Origin of the sequence: Pseudoflavonifractor intestinihominis (assembly GCF_040096055.1) — a bacterium.
Classification (GTDB): domain Bacteria; phylum Bacillota; class Clostridia; order Oscillospirales; family Oscillospiraceae; genus Pseudoflavonifractor; species Pseudoflavonifractor intestinihominis.
Genome location: NZ_JBBMFK010000013.1, coordinates 39,580 through 56,926 on the forward strand (window position 1 = coordinate 39,580; position 17,347 = coordinate 56,926).

Consider the following 17,347-nt stretch of genomic DNA (forward strand, 5'->3'; position numbering starts at 1 on the left):
TATTTATGATAATTATTTGTCAATCTTTCGCCGGGATTTTTTACAATTTTCCCCTGCTTCCCCGGCGGACAGCCCATTGACAACCGGTGCCGCCGCGCATAAAATGGAAAAAACACACGTCCGGGAGGGACCAGATATGACATTGGAAGCGCTGCGGTACGCCCTGATGGGGATATCCGCTTATCGGAATATGATGGACGAGCCCCTGATGAAGGAGGTCTCCGCCCTGCTGGAGGCCATTGGCGGCGGCCGGGGCGGCGAGGCCCTGGAGCGGTACTCCGGCGTGTTCTACCGCCTGCGGCAGGAGGGGTATGAGACTCTGGGCGGCTGGCTCCACGACAAGCTCCGCTATGAGGACGGCCCCTATCCCCGTCTGGTGGAGCGGGGCGGCGAGGACAAGGAGCTGACCGCCGCAGCGGAGCGGGATGTGGAGGTGCTCAGCCAGCTCTCCGGCCTGAGCGGCGGGCTGATCCTCAGCAAGATCGGCGCCCTGCTGCCCCCCGATGCGGCCACGGTCCCCGCCAAGCTGCCCCGCTGGAGCGGCGGCGTACCCTTTGACTTTGCCTCTCTGACCGAGTTCTACCGCCGCAGCGGCGCGGGCCTCTTTGCCCGCAACCGGGCCTTCCTGTGGGAGGAGGGCGCCCTGCGCCCGGTGGACAACCCGGACTGCACCGACGGCGCGGAGCTCATCGGTTACGAGCGGCAGCGGGACAAGGTCATCGCCAACACCCGGGCCATGATGGAGGGCAACCTGGTCAACAACGTGCTGCTCTACGGCGACCCGGGCACCGGCAAGTCGGTGACCGTCAAGTCCCTGCTCACGGTGCCCGGCTTTGAGGACCTGCGGCTCATCGAGGTGCGGAAGGAGGAGCTGGGCGAGCTCCACGACCTGATCCCCACCCTGGCGGGCCGGCGGCACAAGTTCATCCTCTTTATCGACGACCTGGCCTTTGACCAGGACGACAAGACCTACTCCGTCCTCAAGACCATCCTGGAGGGCGGCCTGGAGCGCCGTCCCGCCAACGTGGCGGTGTACGCCACCTCCAACCGCCGCCACCTGGTGCGCCAGACCTTCTCCGACCGGGCCGGGGACGAGGTGGACCGCACCGAGACCATCGCGGAGAAGACCTCCCTGTCCGAGCGGTTCGGCCTGCGCATCCCCTATCTGGCGGTGGGCAAGCCGGAGTTCCTGGACATGGTGGAGCGGATGGCCGACCTGTACGGCGTCTCCATGGACCGGGACACCCTCCGGGCCGAGGCGGTGAAGTTCGAGATGCACCATCCGGGAAGGACGCCCCGCACCGCCCGGCAGTTCATCGCCAGTCTCAGCATGTAATCTGTCCTCTTCGGGGGCAATTTGTAAATTTTCTTTGAACCCCCTTGAAAATTACAGTACGAAGGATTATCATAGCGTTAGCACTCAGAAGTTCCGAGTGCTAACGCTATGTTGTTGATACGCATCTTTTTATATATGGAGGCAGATATCATGGAAAAGAAACAGTTTCAGGCGGAATCCAAGCGCCTGCTGGACCTGATGATCAACTCTATCTACACGCACAAGGAGATTTTCCTCCGTGAGATCATCTCCAATGCCAGCGACGCCATCGACAAGCTGGCCTACAAGTCTCTCACCGATGACAAGGTGGGCCTGAACCGGTCCGACTTCAAGATTGTCCTCACCCCCGACCAGATCGCCCGCACCCTGACCATCAGCGACAATGGCATCGGCATGACCAAGGAGGAGCTGGAGGAGAATCTGGGCACCATCGCCCGCAGCGGCTCCCTCCAGTTCAAGCAGGACATGGACCAGGACAAGAAGGCCGACGTAGACATCATCGGCCAGTTCGGCGTGGGCTTCTACTCCGCCTTCATGGTGGCCGACAAGGTCACCGTCACCAGCAAGGCCTACGGCTCCGATCAGGCCTGGCGCTGGGAGAGCGAAGGCGCCGAGGGGTACACCATCGAGCCCGCGGAGAAGGCCGGTGTGGGCACCGACATCGTGCTCCACATCAAGGCGGACACCGACGACGAGAAGTACGGCCAGTACCTGGAGCAGTACCGTCTGGACGACCTGGTGAAGAAGTACTCCGACTACATCCACTACCCCATCCAGATGCTCATGCACAAGTCCCGCCAGAAGGAGCGCCCCGCCGACGCCGGCGAGGACTACAAGCCCGAGTGGGAGGACTACGACCAGTGGGAGACCCTCAACTCCATGGTTCCCCTGTGGCAGCGGCCCAAAAACGAGGTGACCGCTGAGGAGTACAACAACTTCTACAAGGAGCACTACGGCGACTGGGAGGACCCCATGTCCGTCATCCACGTCCACGGCGAGGGCCAGGTGGAGTACAAGGCCATGCTCTACATCCCCGGCCACGCCCCCTATGACTTCTACACCCGCGAGTACGAGAAGGGCCTTCAGCTCTACTCCTCCGGCGTGCTCATCATGGACAAGTGCGCCGACCTGCTGCCCGACCACTTCCGCTTTGTCCGCGGCGTGGTGGACTCCGCCGACTTCTCCCTCAACATCTCCCGTGAGGTGCTCCAGCACACCCAGGTGCTGAAGATCATCGCCACCAACCTGGAGAAGAAGATCAAGGCCGAGCTGCTCAAGCTGCAGAAGGACGAGCGGGCCAAGTATGAGACCTTCTGGGCCGCCTTTGGCCGTCAGATCAAGTACGGCGTGCTGGAGGACTACGGCATCCACAAGGACATGCTCAAGGACCTGCTCCTGTTCCACTCCTCCAAGGACGGCAAGCTGACCACCCTGGCCGAGTACCGCCAGCGGATGCCTGAGGACCAGCAGTATATCTACTACGCCTGCGGCGAGAGCGTGGACCAGATCGCCCGCCTGCCTCAGGCCGAGCGGATCCTGGACAAGGGCTATGAGATCCTCTATCTCACCGAGGAGCCCGACGAGTTCATCATGAACGGCCTGGGCGCCTGGGACGAGAAGTCCTTCAAGCCTGTGACCGACGAGGACGCCCTGCCCCAGACCGACGAGGAGAAGGCCGCCTCCGAGAAGAAGGCGGAGGAGAGCAAGGACGTGCTCACCTTCGTGAAGGAGACCCTGGGCGACAAGATCAAGGAGGCCCGGGTGTCCAAGATCCTGAAGTCGGGCGCGGTGTGCCTCACCGCCGACGGCCCGGTGACCATTGAGATGGAGAAGTACTTCTCCCGCATGGACCCGGAGCGTGCCCAGGGCATGAAGGCCCAGCGGGTGCTGGAGCTCAACCCCGACTCGGGCGCCTTCGCCGCCCTGCGGGAGGCGGTGGACTCCGACCCGGAGAAGGCCAAGAAGTACGCCGAGCTGCTCTACGACCAGGCCCTGCTCATCGCCGGCCTGCCGCTGGAGGACCCTGCCGCTTACACCGAACTGGTGTGCAGCCTGATGAAGTAAATCGGAAAACAGAATGCCGCCCCGGCGCCGATGGCGCCGGGGCGGCGTTTTCTATGCTGTGATTACCCCTCGTAGGGCTTGTCTGTCTCGATGTAGACGCCCAGCTCAGCGCTCCAGCTCACGTTGAAACCCAGCGCCTGGCCCAGGTCACGCAGCTTGTAGTAGGTGTACCCGCCGCCGGCGTCGTCGGTGAGCAGGATGGCCTCCAGAGCGGCGGCAGAGCCGTTCACGTTGGTGGTAGCGGTGGAGTCCTGATAGCTCCGGTTGCCGCTGAAGGGGGTGGACATCTCAGAGCCGTTGGCGGTGTAGGCCTGGCCGGTAACCAGGTTCACCGCGCCGTCCCAGCCCACGTTGAACTGAGCGGCGGTGCCGTTGAGGGCATAGGCCACGTCACGCACCTTCACATAGTTGGTGTCGTTGCCCTTCTCGTCCTTCAGAGCGTACATCTGGAACTCCACGGCCACGCCGTCCACCTTCACGGACTGGGTGGAGGCATAGGCGGTCTTGGCGGGGGTGGGGGGCGTGACGCCGCCGCCGGTCCAGACGGCATAGGTCACGTATTCGCCGGCGCTGTCATAGATGCTGGTCAGAGTACCCCAGTCAAAGGTCTCCTGCTTGAGCTGGAGGGGCTTACCGTACTGATCCTTAAACTGGGAGACAAGGGAGCTGGCCGCAGCCGTATCGTCCATATACACCCGGAATCCCTCAAAGGCGGGCTCATCCCGCTCCACCAGGATGCTGCCGCTGTTCAGGGTATAGCTGTCGTTTACAGTCAGGCCGGTGGTGGTGATAGAGCCGCCGGTGAGGGTCAGCTTGAAGCAGGAGAAATAGGTTGAGGTGATGGCGGCGTCGGTCAGCGCCAGGTCGCCCAGCGTGAGCTGATGGCAGGAGAGACTACCCCCGCCCTGGATGGTCACCGTGGGCTGGTCCTCCAGGGTCTTGCCCATCTTATAGATGGAATCCATGGTATTGACGCTGTTGCTCGTGCCGCTGGTCAGCACAAGGGTGAAGGACTTGTCCAGATTACACAGCTGGAAATAGCCGCTGTCGCCATAGGGATTGTCAGGGGTTGCGATGTTAAGCCCGTTGAAGGTCATGGTATAGTTGCCGTCATAGCTCCAGCCGGCGCCGCTGGCAGGGACGTCATAAGAATAAAAGGTTTCGCCGAAGCGGAAGCCCACCCGGGTTTCACCCATGGCATCCGCCAAGGCAGGGACGGACAGCCCCAGGGCCAGAGCCATGGCCAGAAACATGGATAGAAATTTTTTCCTCATAAAAATACCTCCCATTCCCATATCCTGCGGCGTGAGCTGTTCCGCAGGACATAATTTCCTGTATTTTATACTTTTTCTAAATTTAAATCAATAACATAAGTTAATAGAAACTGGAAAGCCGAGAAACATTCGAAATAAAAATTTCCCTTGGAGCGGCTTGCGCTCCAAGGGAAATTTTGTTTATTTTCTCTCTTCTTCCAGCTGGCCGTCCCGGCCGCTCTTGCGGCTGTGCCGCTCATAGCTGCGGTAGCCATATCCATAGCCGTACCCGTAGCCGCCGCCGCTCTCCTTCACGCCGTTGAGCACGCAGCCCATCAGGGGCGTCCGGCTACTGGAGAGCAGCTGAATGCTGTCCATAATGTGGGGCACCTGGGCTTTGCCCGCACGCACCACATATAGAATTCCGTCGGCCAGAGTGGCCATGGCGGTGCTGTCGCCCAGCAGGCCGTTGGGCGGCGTGTCGATGATGACGTAGTCCGCCTCATCCCGCAGGGTCTTGAACAGCCCGGACAACCTGCGGGACTCCAGCTGCCGTCTGGGGTTGTCCAACGCCTTGTCCCCGGCCAGCACCCGCACCCGGGTGCCCTTCAGGTCCACCAGCGCCTCCACCGGATCGCTCTCCCGGCTCTGGAGCAGCTCCGCCATGCCCTTGGAGGGCGCGGTCAGCCCCAGGGCCTTCTTGACGCTGGGCTTGCGCAGGTCCATGTCCACCAGAATGACACGGGCGCCGTTCTGCCCCAGGGTCAGGGCCAGATTGACCGCCACGGTGGTCTTGCCCTCGCCGGGCACGGTGCTGGACACCAGGAACACCTTGCTCCCCTGCCGCTCCGCCTCCCGCAGGAACCGGATGCGCAGGCTGCGGATGCCCTCCTGGAAGCCGCTGCCCGTCCTCTCGTTCAGGATGGACACCGCGCCCCCGGTCTTGCCGGTGCGCCGCTTGAAGGACACGGTGGGCAGGGTGCCCAGACAGGGCACGTTCATCCACTTCTTCATGTCCTCTCTGGTGCGGATGGTCTTGCTGGCCATGGCCAGGGCCAGCAGAAACAGCACCCCCACGCCAAAGCCCAGCACCGCGCCCTTGATCACCGTGCGGGCGGGCTGGAAGGCGTTATAGGGCTCGCTGGCCACCGCCGGCGGCACCAGCACGGTCAGCTCCGTGCTGCCCACCACGTAATTGGCCACCTGGGGATAGACCGCGATGACTCCGTTGAGGATATCGCAGGCGTCCTGGGCGCTGGTGCTGGTCACCTGCACCGAGAACAGGTTGGTGTTTTCCACGGACTGGGCCGTGATGCTACCGTTGAGCCAGGTCACCCCAAGCTCCCGCTGGAGGAGCTGCTGCATCAGGTCGGAGGAGAGCAGATAGGGGAAGGTGTTGGCCAGCTGCTCGGCGGCGGCCTTGTCGTAGTAGCTGTCCACGCCGGTGATGTCATACTGGTTGCTCAGCAGCTGGACGGTGAAGGTGGCCTCAGAGCGGTACATGGGCGTATAGCTGCGCCAGCTGCGCAGCCAGAGCAGCCCGCCCGCCAGCACCGCCAGCACCAGCGGCACCCAGAACATGCGGGTGAAGATCCGCAGAAACTCCCACAGCAGGGCGGTCAGATCAATGGGCTCGGGCTCTTCCATATGCTGTTTTGTCTTCTGTTCATCCATTGCCGTTCTCCGTCTCCCGGTTTTCCTCGTCTCCGGTCCGGCTGTGCCGGCGGTAGCCGTAGCCGCCATAGCCGCCATAGCCCCCGTAGCCGTACCCATAGCCATATCCGTACCCGTAGCCGTACCGCCTGGACTCGCTGAAGAAGGGGGTGGTGCGCACGTCGTTCAGGATGCACCCCAGCAGCTCGCTCTTGCAGCCCCGCAGCAGGTCTGCGGCGTCATTGATGCGGGCGGCGGGCACAAAGTCCTGCCGCACCACCAGCAGCGAGGCGTCCGCCTGGTCGGCCAGGTACTCCACGTCGGAGAACAGGGCGATGGGCGGGGAGTCGATGATGACAAAGTCCATCTCCGCCCTGGCCTTTTTCAGCAGCTGTCCCATGCGCTCCGAGGCGATCTGCTCCGCCGCCTGCCTGCTCCCCTGCTTGGACAGCAGCACATACAGCTTGTGGGTCCCCAGGTACTCGGGGGCGTACTCCGCCTTGCCCGCCAGCACGTCGGCCAGCTCCACCCGGGGGTTGTGGCTCAGGATCTTGTACTGGGCCGCCTTGTGCATATCGGCGTCCAGGAGGAGGACTTTTTTCCCCTGCTGGGCCAGGGTCAGGGCCAGGTTGGCGGCAACAGTGGACTTGCCCTCGTTCTCCGCCACGCTGGTGACCAGAATGACCTGGTAGCCGCTGTTCTTGGCGGCATAGCCCAGCTTGACGCCCAGCTTGTACATGGTCTCGGTAAAGCGGAAACTGGCCACCGGCATGGTGACGAGCAGCCCCTTGTTGGTCCGGCGGAGCTTGGTCCGCAGGGTCTTGTTCTTGCTCTCGTGGAAGATGACGCCGAACTCCCGGGCGTCCACCTTGTGCCGCAGGCCCGTGGTGTTCTGCACCGTATCCGCCCACAGGGTGAGCAGCACCACCAGGGCCGCCACGGCGCCGGCGCCGCCTATGGCGGCCAGCTTCACCGTCCGGCCCCGGTTCAGGGGGTTGGAGGGGGCGGTGGGCACCCTGGGGCTGTCCAGCTGCTTGAGGATCACGTTCTGGAACATCTGGTCGGACACGCTGTCGTAGTTCTCCAGCACCAGCTTCAGAGTGCGGAAAGCGGTGTCCGGCCGGTCCGCCGTCACGGTGAGCACCAGCAGGTTGGTCTCCGGGATCACCATCGCAGACAGCTCCCCGGGCAGGGTGGCCTCCCCAATCAGCTCGGCGGCCAGGCTGTCGAACACGTTGCTCTCAAAGAGGGTGGTAAAGGTCTCCGCGATCTCGGCGGACATGCTCAGATTGGACAGCACCGAGGAGTAGCTGCTGCTCTTGACCGACACGGCCAGAGTGGTGCTGGCGGTATAGGATGGGTGGTACAGGCCGGTCATGGCCATCCACGCGCACAGCGCGCCGATGAGCCCGCCGGCGATGATGGCCGGGAGCTGGCGCAGCACCCGCCGCACCATGCACAGCGGCTCAATGCCGCCCCAGCTGAACGCTTCCTTTTCTTCCATTGCTTCGGCTCCTCCGTTCCGGCTTTACTCCACCACCACAAAGAGCTCGGTGGTCCCCGTCACGCCGGTGGTCCCGACGCAGGAATAGGTCACCTGATAGCTGCCCGGCGTGCCAGTGTCCACATTGGACTCCACCGTCACGTTGGCCGCGTCGCCGCCGATGACCTCGTCAAAATAGTCCATGGGCTGGAAGCTGTCCCCCGCCTTCAGATAGACCAGGTACTGCTTCAGCAGCAGGTAGGGCTCGCCGGCCGCACGGTTCTGGATGCGGATCTCCGCCGTCCAGGTGCTGGTGTCCCCCATGCTGTTGGTCACCTCAAAGGTGACCGGATAGCGGCCCTCCGCCATGGCGTCCAGGCCGGTGCTGGTGACCTTCACCTGGGTGGACAGGTCCCCGTCGATCACGTCCCAGGCGGTCACCCGGTCCCGGATCACCACCGGCTCCCCCAGCTCATAGCGCAGTTCCGCGCTCAGGCCGAACCTGGGCGGCGTGTAGTCGGTGTAGCGGACGGTGCGGGTCAGCTTGGTCACATGGTTATCGCTGTCCACCACGGCGTAGGTCACGGTGGTCTCGCTGTCCTGGATGCTCTTCTCGATTCCCTCCACCATGATCTGGCCGGTCAGGTCGCCGTCCTTCTCGTCCCAGGCGGTCACGCCCTCCAGCAGCACGTCCTCGCTGCTCTCCCCCACCTGGATCACCAGCGGAGTATCCGGGCACTCTATGACGGGCAGCGTCTGGTCCACGGTGCTCCGCTGCCGCACCTCCATCCAGACAAAACCCGCCGCGCTCACAAGCAGGAGCGCGGCGATGATGAAATGAAGCTTTCTCATGGAATCTCCTCGCTAAATCATGACTGGTGTTTTGCCGCCCTGAGCGGGGTAATTTTCACTCCGATCTGTATTTTTCATTTTAAAAATACAGATCGGAATCAAAATAAGCGCAGGCTGCCGCCTCAGAATCCGCCGAACCGGTCGAACAGGGGCTCCGGGGCCGCCACCGGCTGGTCGGCCAGGATACGGCTGGGGTTGTCCTCCAGCAGCAGGTCCGCCAGCTCCTGGGAGGCCGCGCCGCTGATGTACTCGTGGATGTCGGACAGGCGGGTGGTCCGCTGGTAGGGGCTGTGGGCGTCGCTGCCGATCAGGTGGACGCAGCCCTCCCGCAGGCACCAGTGGGCGGTCCTGGCCGCGGCCTCGCCGAACCGGCCGAAGAAGCTGCCCTTGTTGAGCTGGAGCACATACCCCTCCTCCATCCAGCGGAAGAGCCGCTCCGGGTCCCGCTGGACAAAGCGGTACCGCTCCGGGTGGGCCACCACCGGCCGCACCCCCTCCTGCCCCAGGGCGGAGAGCATACGCTCGGCAAAGGCGGGGGCGCACTGGAAGTCGAACTCCGCCAGCAGATACCCGCTGCCCCCCAGGGTCAGCAGCCTCCCCTCCCGCAGCAGGCGGGGGGTGGAGGGGGTCACAAAGACCTCCATCCCCGCGTGGATGCGCAGGGGGAGCTTGGCCTTCTGGACCGCCTGTTCCAGCCGGAGGAACCGCTGGGCCAGGTCCCGGGAGCGGTAGTTGTCAAAGCCGCTCTCCGGGTCGCAGTGGGGGGTGGCCGCAATGGCCCGCACGCCGCTGTCCACCGCCAGCCTGGCCATGGCCAGACTCTCCTCCAGAGAGTCCGCGCCGTCGTCCACGCCGGGCAGAATATGACAGTGCAGATCCACCATGCGCCTTCCCCCCTGTCCTGTCTCAGCCCTCCTGGAACGCCCGGATGTAGTAGGCCTTCTTCAGGCTCTTCTCCTCCTCATAGGTCTTCTGAACCTCGTCGGCCAGGCTCTCGCTCTGGCCGGTGGACTTCAGCAGCTCCCGCATCCGGGACACGATATCCGCCACCTTCTGGTCGCACTCCTTCTCCAGCGCGGTGAGGGCCTCATATTTGCTGTACACGATCTTGGTCCGGTTCTCCGAGGTGTGCTCCCCGGCGGTATACTCGTCGATGGCCTCCTGCACGATGGCCTCCAGCTTGCCCTCGTAGGTGGCCTGGAGCACGTACATGGTGGCCACCAGCTGCCGCAGCTCCTCCTCGGCCTCCTGGGTGGAGGTGTCCCCGCCGGGGGCCGTGCTCTGGGAGGGCTGGGTGCTGCTCTGGCTCTGGCTGGCAGACGGACTCTGGCTGGGCGTTCCGCTCTGGGAGGCCTCCGGCGTCTCCGCCTCGCTGCCGGTCTCCGCCCCGTCTGTTCCGCTCTCGCCCAGCAGCAGGGCGGCGGCGTCCTCCTCGCTCAGCTCGCCGCTGGCCAGCTGGGCCATCTCCTCCTGGGAGAAGGTATAGGTGGGGATCTTGTAGTCCTCCATGGCCTTCTCCAGGGTCTTGCGGTTCTCCTCCGCCCTGGTGTCCAGGGTGTCGGTGTCCATGGTCATCATGTAGGCCACAGCCTTGATGTTGTTCCACTGCACCGCCACGGTGATGGCCCCTGCCACCAGAACCACGCCCACAACAGCCAGTGCGATCTTTCCCGCTTTTTTCATGTCAGTTCTCCTAAGTGTGTTGTCAGCCGATGCGCTGCAGCGCCCGGGCCTCAAAAGGGAGGGGCTCCTCCGTCTCGGCGGCCTCCTGCTCCCCTTCTTCCCCGCCGGACTGTCTGGCCAGACGGCTCAGCGCCGCCTGGTTGACCTCCTCCGGGTCGTGGAAAGTGGGCACCAGATGGTGGAGGGCCCGGAAGATATCCGCCCGCTTGCCGTGCTCCAGCACGTCGGACAGCTCTGCCAGACGGCGCTCCAGCGCCGCCTCCGGGATGACGGGCTTGAATTCCACAAAGATTTTGTCGTTCTCCGTCCGGGACAGGTTGGCCGACTTGGTCAGCAGCTCCTCGTAGAGCTTCTCACCGGGGCGCAGGCCGATCTCCTGGATCTGGATGTCCTGGTAGGGCGTCAGGCCGGACAGGCGGATCAGGTTCTCCGCCAGATCCAGAATCCGCACCGGCTTGCCCATGTCCAGCACGAACACCTCGCCGCTCTGGGCCAGGGACCCGGCCTCCAGCACCAACTGCACCGCCTCCGGAATGGTCATGAAGTACCGGATGATCCGCTTGTCCGTGATGGTCACCGGGCCGCCGTAGGCGATCTGCTTCTTGAACAGGGGGATCACCGAGCCGTTGGAGCCCAGCACGTTGCCGAACCGGACGGCGGCGAACTTGGTCTCCGCGTTCTCCCGCAGGCCCTGGAGCACCTGCTCGCACAGGTACTTGGTGGCCCCCATGATGTTGGTGGGGTTGACCGCCTTGTCGGTGGAGATGAGCACAAAGGCCTCCGCCTTGTGCTTCCGGGCGGCCAGGGCGGTGTTGTAGGTGCCGAACACGTTGTTCTTGATGGCCTCTTCCGGGCACTGCTCCATCAGGGGCACGTGCTTGTGGGCCGCCGCGTGGAACACCACCTGGGGGTGGTACAGGCGGAACAGCTTGTCCATCTTCTCCCGGTCCCGCACCGACGCGATCTCCACCACAAAGTCCAGCTTGCCCTGGAACCGGTGGAGCAGCTCCTGCTGCAAATCATAGACCGAATTTTCCGAAATGTCCACCGCAATCAGCCGGCTGGGCCCACATTCTGCGATCTGCCGGCACAGCTCCGACCCGATGGAGCCGCCGCCGCCGGTCACCAGCACCGTCTTGCCCTCCAGGAAGGACCGGACGCTGGCCTTGTCCAGCTGGATGGGGTCCCGGCCCAGCAGGTCCTCGATCTGCACCTCGCGGACGTTGGAGGCCATGATGGAGCCCGCGTTGCCCTCCAGCTGCTTGATGGGGTCGGACAGGATATGCAGGCGGCACTTGGTCTTGGAGCACAGCTCCAGGATCTCCGCCTTCCGCTCGGCCTTCAGGGTGGGGATGGCCAGGATGATCTCGGTCACCGGAGTGTCCTGCAGGATGGCGCACAGGTCATTGATGGGGCCTTTCACCGGCACGCCCTGGACCACCTTTCCGATCTTGTCGGGGGCGTCGTCCAGCAGGCAGTAGGGGGCGTAATTCCCGCCGATGTTGTGCATCAGCTCGTAGAGCAGGGACACGCCGGCGGTGCCGGTGCCGATGATGGCCACCTGCCGCTGGCCCTTGTTCTGCATGCCCGCCCTCCGGAACCGGAACAGGCGGTAGGCAAAGCGGTAGGCTAGCATGACCACCAGGGCGATCACCGTGCCGAAAAAGGCGGAGGCGATCCACACACTCTGGGCCCCCAGCAGGACATTCAGCACGGCGTAGAGCACATAGCCCGCCGTCAGCCCGCTGAGCAGGCAGAGGTACTCCCTGCTCTCCGCGTAGCGCCACAGGCTCTCATAGGTCCTGAATACCACCTGGAACACCAGCACACAGGCGGTCAGAAACCCGATGTGCAGGATCAGATTGAGCAGGCGGATGTCATTCCTCAGATAGGCCGGCAGAAATATCAGGATATTGCACGCAAAGATGGTGAACACATCCATGGCCAGCACAATCCACCCGCGAATACGTGCCATGTTCATATCTCTCTTCTCCCCTATATCTGGCTTTATTCGTTCCATTTTATCTCATTTCTTCCTGGAAGTCAAATAAACCAGGTATATATTCGGGAAAATATTGCCTCTTTTCCCACTATGCCCGACAGCCTGGAAAGCCCTGTGGGGACAGCGCTGCAGGCGTTTTGCGGAGGGGCGCATCAGGCCCTCCGGCCCGTCGGCCGCCTGGGTCTCAGCCGGCCGATCCGTCCCAGAACCCGCAGCAGCGCCGGCCGCACCGGCAGCAGCAGCTTCCACAGCCGGCGCAGCAGCGCCCAGTCCCACCGCCGGGCGGGAAAGGGGGACTTTCCGCTCCGGCTGATCTTCACCACCACGCCCAGCACCTGGTCCGGGCGGATGGTCTCAAACCAGGTCTGGCCGTCGCCGTTGATGACCAGCAGACCGTCCGCCGTGAAGTGGTGCAGCCGGTGGAGGATCCACTGGCCGCTGTCCCGCTTGAAAAACAGGATGTCTCCCGTCCGGACGGGCACAAGATCGGGGGATTTCAGGTACACCTTGTCTCTCCGGTCCCGGAGGAAGGGGACCATGCTGTTTCCCGTCACCACCAGGGGCACCTCCGCCCCCGCCCGGAGCAGCGGCGCCAGTCGCTCCTCCACCTGGTCGTCGTGCAGCAGACGCCGCCCGCTGTTCATGGGATCACCCCGTATTTCTTCAGTAAAGCCACCCGGCGCTCGCCGATGGCCACGCTCTCCCGGGCCGCGCCTGTCCGGCCCAGGTTCTCCCCGGCGTAGTGGGCCAGCCGCTGGACCCAGGCCCCAGGCAGCAGCCAGGGCTTTTTCTTTAAATAAGGATAGCGCCCCTCCAGCTCTCGGGCGGAGGGAAACACCGTCCGCAGTACCGACCGGCCCAGCGTCTGCTCCCCCTCCGCCGCTGCGGCGTTGAGGGTGATGCGGCTGCTGTGGAGCCGCACATCAGAGCTGCTGCCGTACACGCCGGCGGTGAGCAGATCCTCCAGCAGGGCGCCGCAGTCGGTCTCACCCCGGGCGGCCAGGGCCGCCTCCATGGGCAAAGGCCAGCGTCCGGCAAAGCCCAGGTACTCCGCGCCGATGGCAAACAGGTTCCGGGCAAAGCAGTCCGCCCGGAAGGGCTCCAGGGCGGCGAAAAAGCCGTCCCAGTCGATGCGCTCTCCCCAGGCAGCTGCCGCCAGGCAGATGTCGCACACCTGCCGGACGCCAAAGCCCGAGTGGAGAAAGTGCTTGAAGCTGTGGCAGATGAGATAGAGCAGGTGGTCATCCGGCCCCATGGTCCACACCGGGCCATTTGCCCCCTCCAGGCGTATGCCCCGGTCAAAGGACTGCTCAAAGCAGCGGTTCATGCCGCCGTAGGCCCGGGCGTCCTCGGGGAACAGCTTCCGGTGGAGCTCTATGCGCAGGCCGCTCTCCCTGTCCCAATAGGTCACCACCTGGGCCTCGCCCAGCCGGCCGTCCCCCTCCTGCTCCATCCCCATGCGGGTAAACACCCGGTGGATATCTTTCAGCTCTTCCTCCCGGGCCAGCAGGTCCTCGTCGGAAGAGGGGCGCAGGTCCGGATTGGGGTAGAGCAGGCGGCAGGCCAGCCCCTTTACCAGAAGGGGCCGCAGGCCCTCTGCCTCCAGCGCGCTATAGAGCGCCTCCAGCTTCCGGGTGCGCCGGGTCTGCCCCACAGCGCTCTGGAGCAGCATCTGCCGCAGGGGGCGCAGAGCGTCCGCCTCCGCGCCGGCAGTCCTGGCGGCGGGGATGAGCCGGTCCAGCACCAGGGGGAGGACGTGCTGCTCCTCCGCCAGCGTCAGGAGCCTGTTAAGCTCTTCCTCATCTCCGGGCCACTGGGCGGCCTCCTGCCGGAACAGGGCCGACCGGAGGCACTGTAAAAGCTGCTGCTCATGTTTCTCCACAGGCGGTCTCTCCTCTCAGGCCGACAGATCCAGCACCATGACCTCCGGCGGGTTGTTGAACCGGGGCAGCCGCTCCGGTTGACTGCCCAGGCCGCTGGTGACCGCCAGGACAAGCTTGTCTTTCTCATAGATGCCGTGTACATACTTCGGAAACAGGCCCTGGTCCCCGCCGAACACGCCCCCCAGCAGGGGCAGCACCACCTGTCCCCCGTGGAGATGGCCGCTGACCACCAGATCCACATTCCAGGTTACGGATGCCTCCCCGAACACAAAGCTGTCCGGCCGGTGGGACAGCATCACCTTATACCGGTCTGTGTCCTGGAAATCCGTCAGGAACTGCCACACCTCCGGCTTCATCCGCGCCGGGTCGCAGGAGTTCTTGTCGTCCAGGGCGAAGGCGTAGTCGTACATGCCGCCCAGCCGCAGCGGTGCACCGTTGACCGTCAGGTCCACATAGTCCAGCTCCAGCACCACCGCCCCCAGAGCCTCGATCTGGGCCCGCAGGTCGGAGGTGTTACAGGAGATGTACTCCCGCTCATGGTTGCCCCAGGCGTAGTAGACCGGCGCGATCTCCACCAGCTGCCCCAGCAGATCCAGCAGGTCCTCTGCCCCCGGCGCGTCGCCGTTGAGCATATCCCCGTCCAGCAGGATCAGATCCGGCTCCTGTTCCGCCACCAGGGCGACCAGCTCGCCGTTATGTTCCCCGAACACGCAGCCGTGCAGATCCGACAGCACCGCCAGCCGCACGGGCAGCCCCGCCTCCACCTGCCAGGTCCGGGCCACCGGCCGGTGGCCCGAGCGCCACACTCCCCAGACCACCCAGGCCGCCAGGAGCAGGAGGGCCGCCGCCGCTAACAACAGCCACCACCGCCGTCTCCTCACTCAGAGGATCTCCATCTGTCGGAGCTGATCCAGGAATTCCGTTACATCCTGCTCCAGCGTCTCCCGGTCCACGTCGTACTCCTCCAGCAGCGTGTCCACCAGCTGCTCCGTACCCTCAGCCTGGGGCAGAAGCTCCCAGATGCGGGCTCCAGTCTCGCTGAGCGAAAACAATCCGTTATTTTTAATTACAGTATCACCTACTGGAATCAGAGCATAGTCCCCTGCGATCTCCCGCAGGACCAACTGTTTCTTCACTTCCATTGTGCGTTCTCACTTTCCGTATTTTTCCCATGTCAGGTGAATCAGGTTTCTGGTCATCTCACAGAGATACTCCGGCTTACAGTCCCACCGGCCGGTCTCCGCTGCGCAGGAGGCAGCACAGGAAGCGCACTGCTGCTGCATAGGGCAGCCCGTGCACTCCTTGGGCAGGCGAATGGCTGCCGCCATCTGTCTGGCCGCCCCCCAGGCTGCGGCAAAGCCCTGCTCCGGCACGGACACGCCCTGGTCCGCCATCATACCGCAGGGGAGCAGACGGCCGTCCCAGGTCATCCAGAAGGCGCTGCGGCCCGCCCGGCAGAAGAGGGGCTCGCCCTCGGCGCCACCGGTGCACTCCTCGCCGTCCGGCGGCAGACCGCCGTTCTTCACCGCCTCGCGGAGCTGCTCCTCTGTCATGGTCTGCTCCCGGCAGAGCAGCTCGTATTTGGCCGCGTCGGCCGCCGAAAAGCGGTGGTCCGCCTGACCGGCCGCGCCGCCGTTGATACGAACCGGCGGGAACATATAGGTGGTGGACTTGATGTAGACCCCCAGCTCTCTGCCGATGCGGAAGATATCCGCCACGTCGTCCTTGTTGTCCGGGGTGATGGAGGCGTTTAGCCGCACGGGGATACCCGCCTCCTTCAGGGCCCGGATGTTCTCCACCACCTGGTGGAACATGGGCCGGCCGCACAGCCGCTCATAGGTGGCGTCGCTGCCGCCGTAGAGGGTGATGTTGAATCGGAGCGGCGGGTCCTTTTTCAGCATCTCCAGCACCTCCCCGCGGATCAGGGAGCCGTTGGAGTTGATTGACACCAGCAGACCCAACTGCTTCAGCTCGTGGAGCAGCCGTGGAAACTCCGGGAACACCAGCGGTTCTCCTCCGGTGAGGAGCAGAAAGACCATACCGGCGTCCTTTGCCTGCCGGGCAATGTCCAGCCACTGATCGGCGGTAAGCTCCCGTCGGCCGGAGGCGGCGATCTGCTCCGGCGTCTGGTGCACATAGCACATCTTGCAGCTGAAATTGCACCGGGGTGTCAGCTCAAAGCTGCCGCTGACGGGCAGGCCCAGCATACTTCCCTTCTGGTGGATATATGTGGACCACAGTGGTTCCACATCCCGTTCCATTATCTGTCCCATAGATATTTCTCCAAACTTTTGACTGCACCCTCATCCGGCCGACAGGTCAGATAAAATACAGGCTGTTCGGTCAAAAGCGCCGAAAGGATTTGGGTGGCATTTTTAATTTCCTCTGTATCCCAGGTCCGATAGGAAACCCTGGGGAGCAGCGCACGAAACGCAGTCAATCCTCCCAGCGGTTCCACCGTATTCTCCGGCCCCTGGGCCAGCAATACCAGCGCTTTCAGAGGGGTACCTACATTTTTGCAGATACCGGATGTACCGCTGTAGCAGACACCATAGGCCCAAAAGGCTCCGTCCGGGCCGCGCCGGATCAGGGTTCGGTCGCCATTTATGACCTCAGCCCCCCTGTATTTCTCCCAGAGAGCGGCCTGGGTAGACTTTCCCATTCCACTGGGCCCAGAGAACAAAATCCCCTGGCCCTGATAAGCAACATATGCGGCATGGAGGACGAGTCCACCATATTCCAGCAGGATTCCGAACAGATCGGCCGACATCAGTACGTTCCGCGCGTACAGCATGTCTCGGAAGGCTTCCGACCACAGCATTTCCGTCACATCGCCCTGCCTCCGCCACCAGCAAGCGGGCCGCAGGGGATCCCTGTGGCTGATCTTGTAATTATGAAAGCCGCAGAGTACGCCGTCCTCCCTCCACATTTTTTCCTCCGGCGTATCAAGCGGCGAGTGGCTCGGAGGAGTCGGCAACTGTTCTGCAAATCGGCATTGAATCTGATGGTCTGGTTTTCCACCCGGAACACGGAACCGCTCCAAAAGCGTATCCGTCCGGATGGACGCCTCTGCTGTCAGGGCAAAACGCACGCCGCCGAATTGATAATCCTGCCGGTACAACAGGCCTGCCTCCTTTT

15 protein-coding genes are annotated in these 17,347 nt (G+C 63.6%); 2 read left to right on the forward strand and 13 right to left on the reverse strand.

Features of this window, described 5'->3' with window-relative positions:
* The first annotated feature begins 136 nt into the window (after positions 1-136).
* Both WMO64_RS09220 and htpG read left to right on the forward strand, forming a co-directional pair.
* Entirely contained in the window at positions 137-1,336 is a 1,200-nt protein-coding gene (locus tag WMO64_RS09220; protein ID WP_349231772.1) for an ATP-binding protein, read from the forward strand.
* A gap of 150 nt (positions 1,337-1,486) precedes the next feature.
* Complete coding sequence (gene htpG, locus WMO64_RS09225; RefSeq protein ID WP_349231773.1) at positions 1,487-3,400, forward strand: molecular chaperone HtpG; 1,914 nt, start codon at positions 1,487-1,489, stop codon at positions 3,398-3,400.
* Positions 3,401-3,462: 62 nt separating this feature from the next.
* On the opposite strand, the gene WMO64_RS09230 is transcribed toward htpG, so the two are convergent.
* The 13 genes from WMO64_RS09230 to WMO64_RS09290 form a co-directional block, all read right to left on the reverse strand.
* Positions 3,463-4,674 carry a stalk domain-containing protein gene (locus WMO64_RS09230; RefSeq protein ID WP_349231774.1) on the reverse strand — a complete coding sequence of 404 codons (1,212 nt, stop codon included), beginning with the start codon at positions 4,672-4,674 and terminating at the stop codon, positions 3,463-3,465.
* A 180-nt stretch (positions 4,675-4,854) separates the two neighbouring features.
* Positions 4,855-6,327, reverse strand: a complete 1,473-nt coding sequence (locus tag WMO64_RS09235; protein WP_349231775.1) for a tyrosine-protein kinase domain-containing protein — start codon at positions 6,325-6,327, stop codon at positions 4,855-4,857.
* On the reverse strand, positions 6,320-7,810 hold the full coding sequence (locus WMO64_RS09240) for a polysaccharide biosynthesis tyrosine autokinase (protein ID WP_349231776.1): 1,491 nt from the start codon (positions 7,808-7,810) through the stop codon (positions 6,320-6,322). The genes WMO64_RS09235 and WMO64_RS09240 overlap by 8 nt, the downstream gene beginning before the upstream one ends.
* A 24-nt stretch (positions 7,811-7,834) precedes the next feature.
* Positions 7,835-8,641, reverse strand: coding sequence for an immunoglobulin-like domain-containing protein (locus WMO64_RS09245; RefSeq protein WP_349231777.1), 807 nt, complete (start codon positions 8,639-8,641; stop codon positions 7,835-7,837).
* 122 nt (positions 8,642-8,763) lie between these two features.
* Entirely contained in the window at positions 8,764-9,525 is a 762-nt protein-coding gene (locus WMO64_RS09250) for a tyrosine-protein phosphatase (protein ID WP_294516788.1), read from the reverse strand.
* A gap of 22 nt (positions 9,526-9,547) precedes the next feature.
* Complete coding sequence (locus tag WMO64_RS09255) at positions 9,548-10,324, reverse strand: hypothetical protein (RefSeq protein ID WP_349231778.1); 777 nt, start codon at positions 10,322-10,324, stop codon at positions 9,548-9,550.
* Between the two features lie 22 nt (positions 10,325-10,346).
* The gene (locus tag WMO64_RS09260) at positions 10,347-12,305 is read right to left on the reverse strand and encodes a polysaccharide biosynthesis protein (protein WP_349231779.1); all 1,959 of its coding nucleotides are present in this window, start codon (positions 12,303-12,305) and stop codon (positions 10,347-10,349) included.
* Between the two features lie 173 nt (positions 12,306-12,478).
* Positions 12,479-12,970 carry a S24/S26 family peptidase gene (locus WMO64_RS09265; RefSeq protein WP_349231780.1) on the reverse strand — a complete coding sequence of 164 codons (492 nt, stop codon included), beginning with the start codon at positions 12,968-12,970 and terminating at the stop codon, positions 12,479-12,481.
* Complete coding sequence (locus WMO64_RS09270) at positions 12,967-14,208, reverse strand: nucleotidyltransferase domain-containing protein (RefSeq protein WP_349231781.1); 1,242 nt, start codon at positions 14,206-14,208, stop codon at positions 12,967-12,969. Before WMO64_RS09270 ends, WMO64_RS09265 begins: the two co-directional genes overlap by 4 nt.
* 15 nt (positions 14,209-14,223) lie before the next feature.
* Complete coding sequence (locus WMO64_RS09275) at positions 14,224-15,090, reverse strand: metallophosphoesterase (RefSeq protein WP_349231782.1); 867 nt, start codon at positions 15,088-15,090, stop codon at positions 14,224-14,226.
* On the reverse strand, positions 15,091-15,351 hold the full coding sequence (locus tag WMO64_RS09280; RefSeq protein ID WP_349231783.1) for a PqqD family protein: 261 nt from the start codon (positions 15,349-15,351) through the stop codon (positions 15,091-15,093).
* Between the two features lie 9 nt (positions 15,352-15,360).
* Positions 15,361-16,482 (reverse strand): radical SAM protein, encoded by a 1,122-nt coding sequence (locus tag WMO64_RS09285; protein WP_349231784.1) that lies wholly within the window; start codon positions 16,480-16,482, stop codon positions 15,361-15,363.
* Positions 16,470-17,330, reverse strand: coding sequence for a hypothetical protein (locus WMO64_RS09290; RefSeq protein ID WP_349231785.1), 861 nt, complete (start codon positions 17,328-17,330; stop codon positions 16,470-16,472). Before WMO64_RS09290 ends, WMO64_RS09285 begins: the two co-directional genes overlap by 13 nt.
* Positions 17,331-17,347 lie beyond the last annotated feature (17 nt).

Bases quoted from the DNA above. Each gene is read 5' to 3' on its own strand.
- WMO64_RS09220 (WP_349231772.1), top strand. From the start codon at position 137: ATGACATTGGAAGCGCTGCGGTACGCCCTGATGGGGATATCCGCTTAT.
- htpG (WP_349231773.1), top strand. From the start codon at position 1,487: ATGGAAAAGAAACAGTTTCAGGCGGAATCCAAGCGCCTGCTGGACCTG.
- WMO64_RS09230 (WP_349231774.1), bottom strand. From the start codon at position 4,674: ATGAGGAAAAAATTTCTATCCATGTTTCTGGCCATGGCTCTGGCCCTG.
- WMO64_RS09235 (WP_349231775.1), bottom strand. From the start codon at position 6,327: ATGGATGAACAGAAGACAAAACAGCATATGGAAGAGCCCGAGCCCATT.
- WMO64_RS09240 (WP_349231776.1), bottom strand. From the start codon at position 7,810: ATGGAAGAAAAGGAAGCGTTCAGCTGGGGCGGCATTGAGCCGCTGTGC.
- WMO64_RS09245 (WP_349231777.1), bottom strand. From the start codon at position 8,641: ATGAGAAAGCTTCATTTCATCATCGCCGCGCTCCTGCTTGTGAGCGCG.
- WMO64_RS09250 (WP_294516788.1), bottom strand. From the start codon at position 9,525: ATGGTGGATCTGCACTGTCATATTCTGCCCGGCGTGGACGACGGCGCG.
- WMO64_RS09255 (WP_349231778.1), bottom strand. From the start codon at position 10,324: ATGAAAAAAGCGGGAAAGATCGCACTGGCTGTTGTGGGCGTGGTTCTG.
- WMO64_RS09260 (WP_349231779.1), bottom strand. From the start codon at position 12,305: ATGAACATGGCACGTATTCGCGGGTGGATTGTGCTGGCCATGGATGTG.
- WMO64_RS09265 (WP_349231780.1), bottom strand. From the start codon at position 12,970: ATGAACAGCGGGCGGCGTCTGCTGCACGACGACCAGGTGGAGGAGCGA.
- WMO64_RS09280 (WP_349231783.1), bottom strand. From the start codon at position 15,351: ATGGAAGTGAAGAAACAGTTGGTCCTGCGGGAGATCGCAGGGGACTAT.
- WMO64_RS09285 (WP_349231784.1), bottom strand. From the start codon at position 16,482: ATGGGACAGATAATGGAACGGGATGTGGAACCACTGTGGTCCACATAT.